Source organism: Flavobacterium fluviale (assembly GCF_003312915.1).
Taxonomy (GTDB): Bacteria; Bacteroidota; Bacteroidia; order Flavobacteriales; family Flavobacteriaceae; genus Flavobacterium; species Flavobacterium fluviale.
The window spans coordinates 2125235-2141032 of record NZ_CP030261.1; the positions used below are offsets into that span (position 1 = coordinate 2125235).

A 15798-nucleotide genomic window follows, 5' to 3' on the forward strand; every position below is an offset into this window, starting at 1 on the left:
TTATGTTCTCCCTCCTTATGCCAAAATATGTTCCGAAAAAGTCAAGATGTTGCTAAAGTGCTGTCAATAAAAGAGATGTACTTATATGCCAAAAATCAGGCATAAAAAAAGCCTATCATTTTGATAAGCTTTTCTCGTTTTGATATGTTATTGCCAAGCTCCGGAGGAGCGAAATATTTATAGAAATAATGAATCATAGTCATCAGAGCCCAAGCGGGGTGAAATATTTTTTTGGATTGCGTAGGTGTCGCTCCGCTGGAGCTTTACATTATTGGCAATAAATAATTCTATAAATATTTCGCTTCTCCGAAGCTTTAAAAATTGAATTTGTTATTATATTTGGAATTTGAAATTTAAATTTTGGAATTTTCAATCCCATATTCTTCTAATTTTCTATACAAAGTCGCAATTCCAATTTCTAATAATCTTGCCGTTTCGGCTTTATTCCCTTTCGTATAATTTAATACTTTCTGAATATGCAATTTTTCAACACTCTGCATAGAGAAAGCCGACATTGATTTTGTGCTTTTTTCAGTTTGATGCTGCATTTCATACGGCAGAACATCTGATGTTAAAGTATCGCCATTACTCAAAATAACCGATCTTTCAATAATATTTTTAAGTTCACGGATATTTCCCGGCCAGGAATAATTTTCTAATTTCTGCAGAAAATCATCAGCAATATGTAATGTTTTTTTATTCGTTTTTTCAGAAAATTGTTTGACGAAATAATGCGTCAAGACAGCAATATCTTTTATTCTTTCTCTTAGAGATGGAAGTTTTATTTCGAAAATATTCAAACGAAAGTATAAATCAGAACGAAAACGATGTTCATCACTTTCTGTTTTTAAATCTCTATTTGTTGCGGCAATCAATCTGAAATTTGATTTTTTTGGAGTTGTATCGCCAACCGGAATATATTCAGAAGTTTCTAAAACGCGTAATAATTTTGCCTGAAGATCAATTGGCATTTCACCAATTTCATCCAAAAACAAAGTACCGCCGTTTGCTTCTTCAATAAAACCTTTTTTATCTTTCAGAGCTCCAGTAAAAGCGCCTTGTTTGTGACCAAAAAGTTCGCTTTCTAGAATCTCTTTGCTGAAAGTACTGCAGTTTAAAGCCACAAAAGATTTTCCGACACGATTGCTGTTTTCATGAATGGCTTGTGCAAAAACTTCTTTTCCAGTTCCGGTTTCGCCAGTCAATAAAACGGTCGAATCTGTTTTGGCAACTTTTTGTGCGAGATCTATAACCTGTTCAATTCCTTTCGATTTTCCAATTATAGTTTCAAAAGAATATTTACTTGCAATACGTTTTTCCAGTTGCTGCACTTTTTTCTGCAATTCCACTTTCTCTACAGCTTTATAAAGAAGCGGGATAATTTTATCATTATCGTCGCCTTTTACAATATAATCAAAAGCGCCATTTTTCATCGCCTGAACGCCATCTGGAATGTTCCCGAAAGCCGTTAGTAAAATAACTTCAACCAAAGGAAAACTTCCTTTTATATTTTGAAGAAAATCAACTCCGTTTCCATCAGGGAGCTTCACATCGCACAAAACAACATCAATATCCGTTTGTTCCAATTTTTTAAAACCTGATTTTAAATCCTTGGCTTCAAAAACTTCAAATCCTTCCGATTTTATAATTCGTGCCAATAGACTTCTAAGTTTTTCTTCGTCGTCTATAATTAAAATTTTGTGTGTCATTTGCAGATAGCTAAAACCAAATTGGTATTTTGATGCACAAATTTAGTTTTTAAATTACTTCCCTTTTTTGATTCAGAGGAAATTCTTGCGAAAATTCGATTTTCAAAATCGTTCCGTTATTATTTTCCATTGTCAATTTTCCGTCAAGATCATCAGTTAAACCTTTTATCAGGCTCATTCCGAAGGAGTTTGCTTTTTTACTGCTGAGATTTGTATTGAAACCAATTCCGTTATCTGAAATAGTTAGTACATATTGATTTTCGCCTATGGTTTCGAGTGTTATGTAAATCATTCCGGTTCGATCTTCTGGGAAAGCATATTTAATTGAGTTGGTAATTGCTTCATTCAAAATCAATCCAAGCGGAACTGCATGTGCCACATCTAATTCCAGCGGATCGACTTTTACTTCAAAACGAATTCTCTGTCCAAGCGAAAAAGATTCTCGTAAATATTCGACCAATTCCTTAATATAATTAGGCATATTAATGGTCGAAATATTCTCAGAATTATACAATTTTTGATGAATCAATGACATCGAATGAATTCTGTGCTGACTATTTTTTATTGCCGATAAAGCCATATCGTTTTCCAAATAAGCCGATTGCGAATTCAACAGACTAATTACAGTTTGGAGATTGTTTTTTACACGATGATGAATTTCTTTCAAAAGCCATTCTTTCTCATCTAATAAGTGTTTCAGATTGATGTTTTTCTGGTTGATTTCTCTTTCTTTGATTTCAAGTTTGGCGTGATTTCGCTGTTTTAAACGGTATCGATTAAACAATAAAGCAATGATAACCAGTAATAAAACTAAACTCCAAATGGATACGCTGTTTAAAAGTCTTGATTTTTGCAATTCGCTTTTTTGCAATTTATCCTGATCATTCAAAAGTTTTATTTTTTGTTCTTTAGAGGCCGTTTCATAATCAATTTTTAGTTCATCAATTTGTTTGTTTTTGTTGATGCCACTAGTAGAATCACTAAGTTTTTTCACATTTCTATAATGCTCTAAAGCGCCCAGATAATTGCCATTAAGCGAATCAATTTTGTATAATGAATATTGAAAGATTTCTGAATTATAACGTTTTTTGTGGATTTTAGAAAGTGCAAAAACTTTATCTGCATAAAATTTAGCCTTTTGTGCATTATTTATAAAGGAATAAAAATAGGCCATACTTGCATAACAATGAGTAACTTCTCGAAAGGTTTCGGGCGCATTTAGTTGTCGCGCATACGAATCCATTTCTATAAAATATTTTTCTGCTAAATCATATTTCTTTAATGATCCATAACAGTTGGCTCTTGCATAAGCCAGAAGCATTTTGTCAAAAATACTTTTTGGCGGATAATCAGCAGTTACAGTGTTAATATAAGCAAGAGCTTCTTCGTCCTTTTTCTTTATCGACAAAGCAGCAACAGCGCTTAAAAAGCTTTTGTACCAAGTACCTGTATCTAAAGTTTTTTGTCCAATTTTAATGCTTTTTTTATACAATTCCAGTGCTTCCTCGTTATGTCCGTAAGTATTATAAACATCCCCAAGACGGGTGTAAAAAATATCACCAAAAGTATAATCTTTTTCAGCTTCCATTCTTTTTACACTTTTTAAGGCATAATATAAGGCGGTAGGAATATTGTGCTGCCCCAGTTCAATAAAAGTTATAGTAGTTTCTGCAAATTGCTGGTGCGTAAAATTAATCTTTCGCAAATCGACTAAATTTTGATATAACCTTTTTTTTGCTTCATTTACTTTTCCTCCCCAAAAATAAATGGTAGTAATCTTCATGTAATTTTCAATTCTTTTTTCCTCCATTCCTAATGAAGCATAAAGAGAAACGGCCTCTTCGAGAATTTTTTCTTTTTTCGGGTCTAAATTAAATAAAAGAGTTCCATAAGCATCGAGAGCTTCGGCTAGTCCACGATTATCATTTTGTTTACGGCATTCACTTATAACCTGTGTAAAATATTTATTTCCTTCAGCTTGATTATTGGCCTGATAATAATATTTTCCTAAAAGCAAAAAACTTTCGTGCTGCCACTTTTTTATTTTTAATTGATTGCTAACTAGTACGGCTTGATCAATAAAAGTTTTTGCATTTTTTAAATCCTCTTCTTTGGTACCCGGCTTAAAAAGATAAAAACTTCCCAATTGTAGTAAGATTTTAATTTTATCTTCAGCTTTCGATTTACCCAAAAGTTTTTTTGCTGAATTGATGTCACCTTTCTCAATTAAATCGCTCCCTACTAGTTTTGTACCATCGTAAAAACCTTCATTATAACTTAATGAAACTGGTAATTTATAAGCTTTGCAGGCCACTACGACCGCGCTGTCTAAATCAATAGCGCCTTGATTGGCATTGTATAAATACATCGAGCAGGATTGTATCAATAATCTCTTTTTTGAAAGATCATATTTCGCAACAGCAGGAGCAAGTTGTGCAAATGAGGAGGACGTAATTAAAATAATCAAATAGAAAGCAAATGAACGTTTCATAATTTGTTTAATATTAGGTTTTTGGATTGGTTTTTGGTGGAACAAATATAAAATAAAGAGAAACTCATTTTTTGAAAAATATCAAGAAAATTCACATTAAATATGATTTTTTTTGTACAAATTTTTTAAAACGCTGAAATTACTGGTGTTATTTAACTAATTTTATGCCAGTGAATTAGGGAGTTATAATATAAATAATACTACATTTATGGAAACCTTGTCTGATAAAAGCCCTCAATCTGACGAAACTGAATTTCAAAAACAAATTTTAATTGTTGAAGATCAATTTATTGAAGCGCATGATTTGCAGTTAATTCTTGAAAAAGCAAATTATAGAGTAATTGGAATTGCGCGTTCTGTCGATCAGGCTTTGGATATAATTCAGACCCAAAAACCAGATTTGGTATTTGTTGATATTATGCTCAAAGGGGACAAAAACGGAATAGAACTCGCGCATATTTTAAAAGAAAAAAATATCGGATTTATTTTTATTTCGGCAAATTCAAGCAAGCAAATTTTAGATCAGGCCAAAACTACGCAGCCATACGGATTTATTGTAAAACCATTTCGAGAACAGGATATTTTAACCACTTTGGAAATTGCCTTTTACAGACAAGAATATAGTCTCGAATCGCAGTTGATGCAGCAATTAGAATTAAAAAGTGAGATTACGGAATTAATCAATTCAACACTTAAAAAAGAAGAGGCATTGCTGGCTTTTGCTAAGATTATTCAAACTTTCATTTGTTTTGATTATTTAGAAGCTGGATTTATAAATGCTGACGAATATTCAAATATCGGAATTGTTAGAAAGAATATGGATCAATATCAAATTATATCCGTACAAAAACTTTCTCAAATTGCCGAAATTTCTATAAGAGAGTTAAATGAAACCTACCTAAAATCGCAGATTGATCTTAAGCCGGTTATTTATAGTGAAGAATCACTGATTAATAATTTTCAGTCTGCACCTATAAAAGGAATTATTTCCCATAATTTCGGAATAAAATCTTATTTGGTTTTTCCGATTTCAATTGTTGTTTCAGAGCGTTTTTGCTTTACTTTTTACAGTCGTAATTTCAATATTTATTCAAATGAAAACCTGAAATTATTATCTAATCTTGAAAGTACATTTTCACAATTTATTTCTCGTTTCTATTCGCCTGCAGCAATAATTGCACAAACCAAAGAAATTCCTATAAAAAGAGAAAAAACAGAAAATATAAAATCTGGTTTTGAAGGAATAATTGGCGACAGTTCGCAAATGGTAACGGTTTTTAACTACATCAAAAAGGTGGCACCGTCAGATACTTCTGTTTTAATTTTAGGGGAAAGCGGTACGGGAAAAGAAAAAATAGCTAAAAGTATTCACGATTTGTCGCCTCGTAAAGACAAGCCTTTAATTATTATAAATTGCGGCGCGATTCCTGAAAACCTAGCAGAATCATTGCTTTTCGGACATGAAAAAGGTGCTTTTACGGGAGCTTCAGAAAAAAGAATCGGCAAATTTGAACTCGCCAACGGCGGCACCATTTTCCTTGATGAAATAGGAGAAATGCCATTAGAACTTCAGGTAAAATTATTACGTGTTTTGCAGGAAAGAGAAATAGAACGAGTGGGCGGACTTATGCCCATAAAAATTGATGTTAGAATTATCGCCGCAACCAATAAAAATTTAGAAGAAGAAGTTGCTGCAGGACGTTTTAGAATGGATTTATACTATCGACTTCATGTTTTTCCAATCTTGGTTCCGTCATTAAAAAAGAGAAAAGAAGATATTCCCGAACTGGCAGATCATTTTATAAAAGTATACAGCGATCGTATGAATCGAAAAACGCCAACACTTTCGGATAATGCTTTGCAGCAGATTACAAATTATGACTGGCCGGGAAATATAAGAGAACTTGAACATCTTATCCAGCGTACATTACTGCTCACAGAAGGAAATACAATTAAAACAATTGAGTTTTCGCCATCATCAAAAATCCATGCACAGCAGACTACTGATTCGTTTTCAATTAAAACTATTTTAGAAAATGAACGGGATTACATTTTATATATTCTTAAAAAATGTAACGGAAAAATCTCAGGCGCGGGTGGAGCCGCAGAAATTCTTGATATTCATCCTTCAACTTTAAATTCAAAAATTAAAAAGTTAGAAATTAAGAGAGAAATAAGTTAGCATAATTTCTCAATCCATCTTATGATATATTCTGCCACTTTTTCCCATTCAGATTGAAGAATTACAAAATGATTTTTGTTTTCAAATTCTTTGTAACAGGTTATAGAATGTAGATTTTTTTTGTGTTTTCTGAAATTCCAATGAACCAATTTAGGCGGAATAATTTCATCTTTAGAAGAAGAGATAAAAAAAAGAGGCACATGTTTTTTCTTGAAATTGATTCTTGCATTTTTTGAAAAAAGATTTCGCAAAGCTCTTTTAGATTCTGGGATAATGAAATTTTCATATTCATTTTTCTGTTTCTCAATTGATTCACTATTGAAAAAAATATCTTCCCAATTTTCGAATGGCATTATAAAAGTTTTCTTAGCAGAAAAACAAGTGCAAGAGAAGCGTAGAATAATTTTATAGAATGAAATTTTTAAAAGTGTAAATCCTTTTGGCGGAAAAGGATTGATACAAATTCCAGCTTGCGCTAAATCTTTTTGAACCAGTAACTGCACCAAAAGGCCTCCATAAGAATGTCCTATTAAAATGGGCTTTTCGGGAAGTTTTTCAATGATTTCGGTGTAATAACACAAAAGGTCAAATAAAGTAATAGATCCAATTTTTACACACGGATTCTGCTCTCTTAAATTTGCCGCAGAATCATTTTTATGAAGCCATGGGGGCGCTACCACTTTATAACCTTTATTTTCAAAAAACGTGAGCCATTTCCCCCAATAAAAATGGCTCACAAAAGCTCCCGAAATAAATACTATCGTTTTGGTACTTGAAAGATGCATAACAGGATTTTTAGTTAAACAATCAAATACAAACGACGTGCCTTTTCATGAACTACTAATTATAAAGCATTTCTTGCTATTTTGACGCCGATATACTTATTATATTTCGTTAAATACTTTTTATGTGTTGAAATATCACTTTTATTCAGATAAAAAAAAATCAGCGTCATCAGTGTTTCGCGATAGCGAATCAGTTTTATCCGTGTTTCATTACTACACTCAATGATTATCATTTTATTTTAAAGTATATGTACCTTTAGACCTCTAATTATAACCTTAAAATGAAAATACCACAGTCAAGAATAAAAATAATAGTATTCACTTTCGTCCTTTTAATTAACTCGGTTTCTTTTTGTTTTGCAAATGATTCTGATTCTTCAAAATCAAAAACTATTTCTTTTAAAATCAAATTAAAATCGGCTGATGAGGTTAAAATCAAACCTGCTCCTTTAAAATTCAACAAACATTTTGCCTATAGTTTTACGCTTGATGATGGATATCGATCTGCTTATTTAACAGCCTTTCCATTATTGAATGGTGGAAAAATCAGTAATCCTGATAAAAACGAATGGAAAATTGATCAGGGAGGAGACGGAACAACTTCAAATGGACTTTTTTATTCAGACGGTTTGGGAAATAAAATTCCTTTTAAATTGGCACTGGCTATTAATGGAGGTGCAATTCGTGATTTACCAGCAAACCGCGGACATCTTTCTTGGCAAGAAATTAAAGAAATGTATAATGCTGGCTGGGATATTTTGAATCACGGTTTTCATCATGCTACAAAACACGGCACAAATTATTTGACTGAAGTAACCGAAAATACTACATCAATAAAACAAAATCTTGATTTTACCATGTCACATTTTGTAGTTCCTGGCGGAGAAGGAGATGAGAAATATTATTTAGAATATGAAAAAGAGGCACTTAATAACGGACATTTTTCGGTAGCGTCCTATTATGGCTTTGGGCCAGTTTTTAAGGTCGACTCAAAAGTTGATTTAGATAAAATGATTACAGCCAGAACTTTTGTGCAGAGCTCAAAAGATTCAACTAGTTTTAAAACAATGGATCGTTATTTAAAGACACTAGATTCAATTGTAAAACAACCAAATGCACTTTGGTTTAACGAATTTACACATGGAACAGGCAACGGAAATTTATGGAATTTAAGCATGCGTTTTCCTGATTTTAAATATTATATGACAGCGCTTGCCAATAAATACGGAGCAAAAGGAAGTGATACAATTTGGATGGCACCGGGGCAGGAAGTTTACGAATATATTTGGTTAAGAGATAGAATAAAAGTCGATTACAAACAAAAAGATAAAGAAATAGAAGTTACGATTGTATTGCCTGAAATTCCTAAAACATTTAGAAATCGAGATATTTCTTTAACAGTTGATACTTCTTCAAAATTTGAAATCGAATCAAGTAAAGATTTAAAAATTAAAGACGACGGAAAAACAACTCACAAACAGATTTTGATTCAATTGAAATAAAAGTTTTTGCCACAGATTAAAGGATTAGAAAGATTTTTTTTTGCCACGAATTCACGAATTTCTCTAATTCCTATTTTTTTACTGGTTTTTATTTTAAACATAGCCCGTGGTTTCAACCACGGGTACACAATATATATTACACCCAATTCGTAACGTTTCCCGTGGTTGAAACCGTGAGCTGTATTTTGAGCATTTGCGAAAACTAAAATTAAAAATTAGTGGAAATTAGTGGAATTCGTGGCAAAAAAACTAATCGACTTCTTTGTCGTTATCATTTATAAAAGTATCAATATTCATTAAATAAGGATCTACAACAATTCGTTGAGGTTTTATTTTAGATTTTATTTTTCCCTCTATTTTATTATTTTTTATTGCAAATGTAAAACGCGATAACTTTCCGTTTTCATCATAAATTCCAATATCTATTTTATTGTCGTTTGGAATTTTTTTTCTTTCTTCCGTTGCATTTTCCTGATATTTTTCAGAAGAAGCTTTAAAAGAGATCTCATAAAAACCATTCTTTTTAACGCTTGAAACCGATTCTATTTTAGAAGAATAAGTGATAATCTGTTTAAACATTTCATCTAATTTTGGATATAGTTTTTTATCCGTTACAGCATAAATCTCTTTTAATAAATCTTCTGAATCAGGAGACGGATTGGGATATTTATAATGATTCAGAAAATTTTTCAAAGCCAGATTTACTTTTTCTTCACCAATTAATATTCGCAATTGATGCATAACCAGCATTCCTTTATCATAAGGTAAATGCGGTGTGTCGTAATTCGTTTTATATAAAGGTGCTTCTGGATCGTAACTTCTGCTGCTCAAGTATAAATCAAGATGGATTTTTAAAGTTTCCAAAGCTTTTTCCAAACCATGTTCTTTTTCATAAAGCATCAGCTCCGTGTATTGTGCCAAAGTTTCGGTCAAAATCCAGCTTCCTTCTTTTTGTTCTGGGCTTATCTGTGAATTTCCCCACCATTCATGCGACAATTCATGAGCTGTTAATTGATTGATTACATCTTCTTTATCTTTGTTTTTGAGATTGCTGTAAAATCCGAAATTCTCTTTCATGAAAACAGTTGACGGATAAGAAGTCGCAGCAAATCCATCCGCGAAAGCAGAAACTTCTGCATACCGAATTGTTTTATAGGGATATTTACCAAAGTTATTTTGGCAGTAATCTAAAGTATTTTTTACATCTTGAATTAGTTTTTCAACGTTTCTGAAATGTCTTTTATCATAAAAAACTTCAAGAGAAATACCTTTATAATTTGTTTTTTGAATTTGATATTCGGCAGAAGAAAAAGCAAATCGAAACGGAATCTTTCCATTAGATTTATAATGAAAATAATTGCGATCGTCTTTTTTCCAATTTCCAATTAAATCTCCAACACCAATGGCTGTTTGATTTTTAGAAGTCGAAACCACAGCATCATAATCAACAAAATTATATTTGATTTCAGATTTGTCTTCCAGTTTTTTAAGAGGTGTCTGAGGTTTCAAATGTCTTTTTGCACGCTCTTTTTTACTGCTGATTTCATTCGATTCCTGATAACCAAAAAGCGGAAAGTAACGGCTTATTCGCATAAAAGAACCATTTTCGATTATAGAATTAAAAGCCGTATGTCCTTTAAATGGTGACCAAGATGATTCAAAAGAAAAATTCATTTTAAGTTTTTGCTGTGGCATTAAAGGTTTTTCTAATCGAAACCAATAATGTTGAAAATCAGAACCATCGTCTAATTTTTTAGAATTCGGAATCTCAACAGAAGTCAGTTTCGAATTTCGATCTATATATAGGAGTAAACTATCAATTGCTTTTTCAGAATTATTGATTAATTCATAAGTGCCTTTTACTTGATAACGGTTTTCTTCTGGATATAAATCGACATTACTTTTTACCGAAACAATCGTTGGCTGAGGTAGATTTGTATATTTTTTGAATTGACTTTCATATTTCTCACTCCAATTATTCTGATCGTCTTCGGTCAAATACGGATATTCAATATTGGTTTTATAAAAAAGATAACTTCCAAAACCAATAAAAAGAATCATTCCGAATCCTAAAATTGTTTTTTGAATAATATTAAATGAATTTCTGCGAAAGGTTTTTACGATTGAAGTATTTCTTTTCCATAAAACTCCGGTCAAAGTAAGCAGAACTAGAGCCAATCCGAAATTGTACAACATCGAAATATGAAACGGGATTGTATATTTTCCGAAACCATTCAGATCAAAATATTCTGTTTTAAAAGCATTTCCAAAACGAAATAAAGGATGCGAAATTCCCAATTGCTCTCCAATTCCAGTACAAAACAAAATGCAGGCAAAAGCCGAAATCGCAAGTGCGATGTATTTATTTTTAATAAAAGTCTGAATTGCAATGATCAAAATTGAAATTAGCAGTAACGGAAATCCAATGTAATAAAACAAAGAAAGATAAAGACCAATTTCTATTGGAGCATTCGCATTCATAATTTGAAATCCGCATCCAATGAAAATACTTATCGCAATTATAATAATCGGAATGATAAAAAGCGCTGTCAATTTTGCCAGTAAAACAACAAATTGAGAATAAGGCGTTGTATTTTCGAGCATTTCAAATCTCGAATTTTCGCTTCGGTTTAATAATTCACTACTATAAAAAAGAAGAATCAGGATCAAAATAAATGGCAGGCGATCCATTATCGTGGAAATCATCAAAGCAGTATTAGTGATTTTTTCAGCCAAGCGGATTCCGCCGTCAATTTCATCTGAAATCTCAATCATTAATAATCCAGAAAACAAAAGAACAATCAGTAAAAATGGAATTCCTTTCAGAATTAAATAAATGTCCAGTTTTAAATTGCTTTTAAAAACAGCTAAATTATGTCTGAAAGATTTGATTTCGATGTTATTCGGAATTGCTGCCGAAAAGACATTTGTTTCTTTTTGAATAACTTTAGATGTTTTTACCTTTTTAGTTTTGGTTTTTCGGAATGAAAACAATCGATAAGAAACGAAAAGTAAAAGGAGAGAAACAGAAATCCACAGTATTCTATTGAATAAAAAGTTGCCTGAAAGCGAAACCAGTTCTGTATTTTTTTCAATTGCCGTCCAATATCTCGTTTGTTCCAAGAAAGCTGCCAAACCAAACGGATCTATTTTTGCAGCCAAAGACATGGCTTTCGCCGAAGACGGAGAAGCATTTGCAAATAGGGGCGAATTCGAAAAAATCGAACCTGCTATATATAAGATGTAAATTAATAATCCGCCAACATATATGAAGAGTTTACTTCTTGTCACCCAAGCCAAAGAAGTCAATATAGAAAGACACAAAAAAATATTCGGAATCACAATGACCAAATACGGCCATACATAATTTATAATTTCAGAAGGTCCAAGTTCACTTTTTTGAAGCCAGGACATTTGATGTCCAACGATCATGCCGACGATAAACATTCCAAAAGAAAGTATTGCAATTGCAAAAGCTGTAATGAATTTACTTGCCAAATAATGAAATTTAGAAATAGGAGAGGAGAAAATGATCGAATCAAATTTCGTTTCATATTCCTTTAAAAAACTTTGTGCCGCCTGAAGCGTAATCGAGAATATCGTCATTAACGAAATCAGACCAATCGCATAAGTTAAAACATACGGACTGTTTTTGTAAGCGCCCGAAAAAGAGAAGTTCGCAAACGCACTGACAAAAAATCCAAGAATCAGATAAATGATAAATGTGGCATAAAAAGTCCAGCTTCTGGTATTGTTATGCCATTCAAATTGAATTAATTTAGATAACATAACTTTAATTTTGAAGTTGATTTTGACCTAAAACACTAAAATAAACATCGCTTAAATCTGGCGAAATTAATTCAAAGCCAGAATCTGGGCGTTGATCTGAGAAAACATGAATGTTAATTTTTCCCGAATTTAAGTGTGATGAAATGATATTAAAGTTCGATTGATGATCCTTCAATTCTGTTTTCTGAATCGCTTTCATCCAGATTTTATCTTTCAGAGAATCGATTGCGTCATTCGGTTTTCCTTCCAAAATCAATTTTCCGTTGGAGATAATTGCCATTTTTGGACACAAATCTCGAACGTCTTCTACAATATGTGTTGATAAAACCACAATAATGCTTTCGCCAATTTCGCTCAGTAAATTATTAAATCGGTTTCTTTCTTCGGGATCAAGCCCAGCCGTTGGTTCATCCACAATAATAATCTTCGGATTTCCAAGCAAAGCCTGAGCAATTCCAAATCGCTGACGCATCCCGCCCGAAAAAGAATGAACCGCTTTATCTTTATGCTGTAATAAATTAGTCTGCTGTAATAAATATAAGATTTGATCTTGTCGTTCCTTTTTGTTGATAATCCCTTTCAAAACTGCCAAATGATCGAGCAGGTGATAGGCAGAAATTTTAGGATAAACGCCAAATTCCTGCGGAAGATAACCCAGATTTTGCCTTATAAACATTGGGTTTTCCAGAATATTAATTCCGTTAAATTCAATAATTCCAGAAGTGGGTTCCTGTAAAGCGGCAATAGTTCGCATTAAACTAGACTTTCCAGCGCCGTTTGGGCCAAGTAAACCAAACATGCCGTTTGTGATTTCAAGCGATAATTGGTCAATGGCTTTCGTGCCGTTCTCATACGTTTTGCTGAGATTTTTGATTGATAAACTGTTCATTTTTTGATTGATTTTGATGATTAAGTGAATTATTGATTTGAAAATTTTAGGCAATAGAATACCTGTCGGCTTCAAAAACCGATTTATATGTTTAGAAATTAAGATTAAAAGAAAGCTATTCTGCTGCGTATTCTAAAATATCGCCAGGCTGACAATCCAGAATTTTACAGATAGCTTCGAGAGTATCAAACCGAATTCCTTTTGCTTTTCCAGTTTTTAGAATCGATAAATTGGCAGGCGTAATATCTAGTTTTTCTGCCAACTCCTTACTCTGCATCTTGCGTTTGGCAAGCATTACATCAATGTTTACGATTATTGGCATAGTTATATAAATAAGTCTTGTTCGTTCTGAAGGTTTAAACCTTGTTTAAAAATAGCAGCTAAAAAGTATGCGAAAACACCAAGCATTCCGTGCAGTATAATAAAAAGCCAAACTTCATTGTCTAGTGGAATAAAAAAGAAAGCCACAAATAGTACAATTCCCGGAATCAATAAATTCGATAAATAGAAACGTCTTAAATGAGAAATTCCATTTGCGGTAAACAATTTTGGCTGATAAAAGACCTTAAAAACATTACTGCTCAATAAAAAGAAAAGACCGTATAGACTTAGTGGTGCTAAAAAATCAAAAAGAATATATGCAATATTATAATTTCCTAACATTAAAGGATGCGAAGTAAAAGGATAACAAACCTGAAAATACTTTCCGTTATCTTTAAAGGTCAAAAACAATCCCGTTACCAAAGTAAAAACAGAATATGCTGCCAAAAAGAAATAAACAATGGCTAAAAATCGGGTAAAGTAAAATAATATTCGAGATACAATATGAGTTGTCTTCATATAGGGAAAAGTTAAATTGATATTGCAAATATACAATTAATTATCGTAAAACAATAATTAATTATCAAAAAGTAATTGTTTTTTCAATAATGAGAATATTATAATTCTATTAACATTAGAAAACAAAAGGCATCCAGATAAATGAGTTAATTTTGTATACTAGCATTTTTTTATATGAAAAACCCAATTTCAGTCTCATTATTAGACCTCGCTATCATTACTCAGGATAGCAACGCCACAGAAACATTTCAAAAAACAAAAGACATAGCGCAATTAGCAGATAATTTAGGATACAAGCGATTTTGGCTCGCAGAACATCATAACATGGCACACGTTGCCAGTACAGCAACAGTTGTTTTAATTGGTTATGTAGCAAGTCAGACAAAAAATATTCGTGTAGGTTCTGGCGGAATCATGCTGCCGAATCATTCTCCTTTAGTAGTTGCAGAACAATTTGGAACCTTAGAAACGCTTTACCCAAACCGAATCGATTTAGGTTTAGGAAGAGCGCCTGGAACAGACCAGCCAACTGCCGAAGCAATTCGAAAAGACTTTTTTGAGCAGGCACAGCGTTTTCCGCAAAATGTAAGCAAGCTTCAAGAATATTTTTCTTCCGAAAATGAAACAGGAAAAGTGCGTGCATTCCCGGCAGAAGGATTAAAAGTTCCAATTTGGATTCTAGGTTCAAGTATGGACAGCGCAGCTTTGGCAGCAGCTTACGGATTGCCTTATGCTTTCGCAGGACACTTTGCTCCAAAACTTATGATTCAGGCATTTGAATTCTATCGCGAAAATTTCCAGCCATCAGAATATTTGGAAAAACCGCAAACAATGGCTTGTGTCAATATAATTGCTGCAGATACAAATGAAGAAGCAGAGTTATTATCTACAAGTTTGTATCAAATGTTTTTGAACTTAATTAGAAACGATCGTAAAGGTTTACAGCCTCCAGTTCCATCATTAGATGATATTATGAATGAAGCAGAACGTTTTCATGTCAATCAAATGACAGCAGGAACCTTCACAGGAAACAAAGAACAATTAGTTGCCGATTTAAAAAAGTTCATCGACTATGCAAGAATCGACGAACTAATGGTAACAAGTCCAATCTTTGATCATCAGGCAAAACTAAAAAGTATTCAAATCACAAAAGAAGCAATCGACAGTCTAAACGAAAGTATACATATATAAGTATACTTATATAAGAGTAGATTTTATGATCCCAACCCGATAGGTTCCAAAACCTGTCGGGTTTATTTATATATATAAGAGTAAAATACACCTGTCAGGCTGAGCGAAGTCGAAGCCTCTGCAAAGTATTACGCAATCCAGATAATTTGGAATTTAAAGTTTAGGGTTGGGATTTGAAATTTAAAATTTAAAATTTGTTTTATTAGGAGCTATTTCGCGCTATCCGTTTCAATCTTTTGCTTTTTAAAGAAAAAAGCAAAAGCTATCGGGGCTAGGGCAGCAGTTTTCAAGAAAAGATCTGGAATAAAATTGCAAGGCAAACTAAAACTTAGCGCCTTTGCGACTTTGCGCGATTAAAAAGAAGCATAAAATAAAGCTTAGCGTTCTTTGTGCATACGGCAAAATAATAATAAAACACAG

At 32.5% G+C, this 15798-nt stretch carries 10 protein-coding genes; 3 read left to right on the top strand and 7 right to left on the bottom strand.

Translation table 11 applies throughout. The features are described from left to right. Positions 1 to 353: 353 nt before the first annotated feature. Both HYN86_RS09470 and HYN86_RS09475 read right to left on the bottom strand, forming a co-directional pair. Entirely contained in the window at positions 354 to 1709 is a 1356-nt protein-coding gene (locus HYN86_RS09470) for a sigma-54-dependent transcriptional regulator (RefSeq protein ID WP_113677798.1), read from the bottom strand. A 49-nt stretch (positions 1710 to 1758) separates the two neighbouring features. Then, positions 1759 to 4200: a sensor histidine kinase gene (locus HYN86_RS09475; protein ID WP_162789344.1), complete on the bottom strand. Its 2442-nt coding sequence runs from the start codon at positions 4198 to 4200 to the stop codon at positions 1759 to 1761. Between the two features lie 208 nt (positions 4201 to 4408). Between HYN86_RS09475 and HYN86_RS09480 the strand changes: the two genes are divergently transcribed. Then, the gene (locus HYN86_RS09480; protein WP_113677800.1) at positions 4409 to 6382 is read left to right on the top strand and encodes a sigma 54-interacting response regulator; all 1974 of its coding nucleotides are present in this window, start codon (positions 4409 to 4411) and stop codon (positions 6380 to 6382) included. Here HYN86_RS09480 and HYN86_RS09485 read toward each other — a convergent pair. Next, positions 6379 to 7167: an alpha/beta fold hydrolase gene (locus HYN86_RS09485; protein ID WP_113677801.1), complete on the bottom strand. Its 789-nt coding sequence runs from the start codon at positions 7165 to 7167 to the stop codon at positions 6379 to 6381. The genes HYN86_RS09480 and HYN86_RS09485 overlap by 4 nt on opposite strands. Before the next feature lie 281 nt (positions 7168 to 7448). Between HYN86_RS09485 and HYN86_RS09490 the strand changes: the two genes are divergently transcribed. Then, positions 7449 to 8669 (top strand): polysaccharide deacetylase family protein, encoded by a 1221-nt coding sequence (locus tag HYN86_RS09490; protein ID WP_113677802.1) that lies wholly within the window; start codon positions 7449 to 7451, stop codon positions 8667 to 8669. A gap of 249 nt (positions 8670 to 8918) precedes the next feature. Here HYN86_RS09490 and HYN86_RS09495 read toward each other — a convergent pair whose 3' ends face one another. The 4 genes from HYN86_RS09495 to HYN86_RS09510 form a co-directional block, all read right to left on the bottom strand. Then, positions 8919 to 12458, bottom strand: coding sequence for an ABC transporter permease/M1 family aminopeptidase (locus HYN86_RS09495; RefSeq protein WP_113677803.1), 3540 nt, complete (start codon positions 12456 to 12458; stop codon positions 8919 to 8921). Between the two features lie 4 nt (positions 12459 to 12462). Further along, positions 12463 to 13347 (bottom strand): ABC transporter ATP-binding protein, encoded by an 885-nt coding sequence (locus HYN86_RS09500; RefSeq protein ID WP_113679900.1) that lies wholly within the window; start codon positions 13345 to 13347, stop codon positions 12463 to 12465. 115 nt (positions 13348 to 13462) lie between these two features. Then, positions 13463 to 13669, bottom strand: coding sequence for a helix-turn-helix domain-containing protein (locus tag HYN86_RS09505; protein ID WP_113677804.1), 207 nt, complete (start codon positions 13667 to 13669; stop codon positions 13463 to 13465). A 2-nt stretch (positions 13670 to 13671) separates the two neighbouring features. After that, positions 13672 to 14187 (bottom strand): DUF2975 domain-containing protein, encoded by a 516-nt coding sequence (locus HYN86_RS09510; RefSeq protein WP_113677805.1) that lies wholly within the window; start codon positions 14185 to 14187, stop codon positions 13672 to 13674. A 174-nt stretch (positions 14188 to 14361) separates the two neighbouring features. Between HYN86_RS09510 and HYN86_RS09515 the strand changes: the two genes are divergently transcribed. Then, on the top strand, positions 14362 to 15378 hold the full coding sequence (locus HYN86_RS09515; protein ID WP_113677806.1) for an LLM class flavin-dependent oxidoreductase: 1017 nt from the start codon (positions 14362 to 14364) through the stop codon (positions 15376 to 15378). Positions 15379 to 15798: the final 420 nt, after the last annotated feature.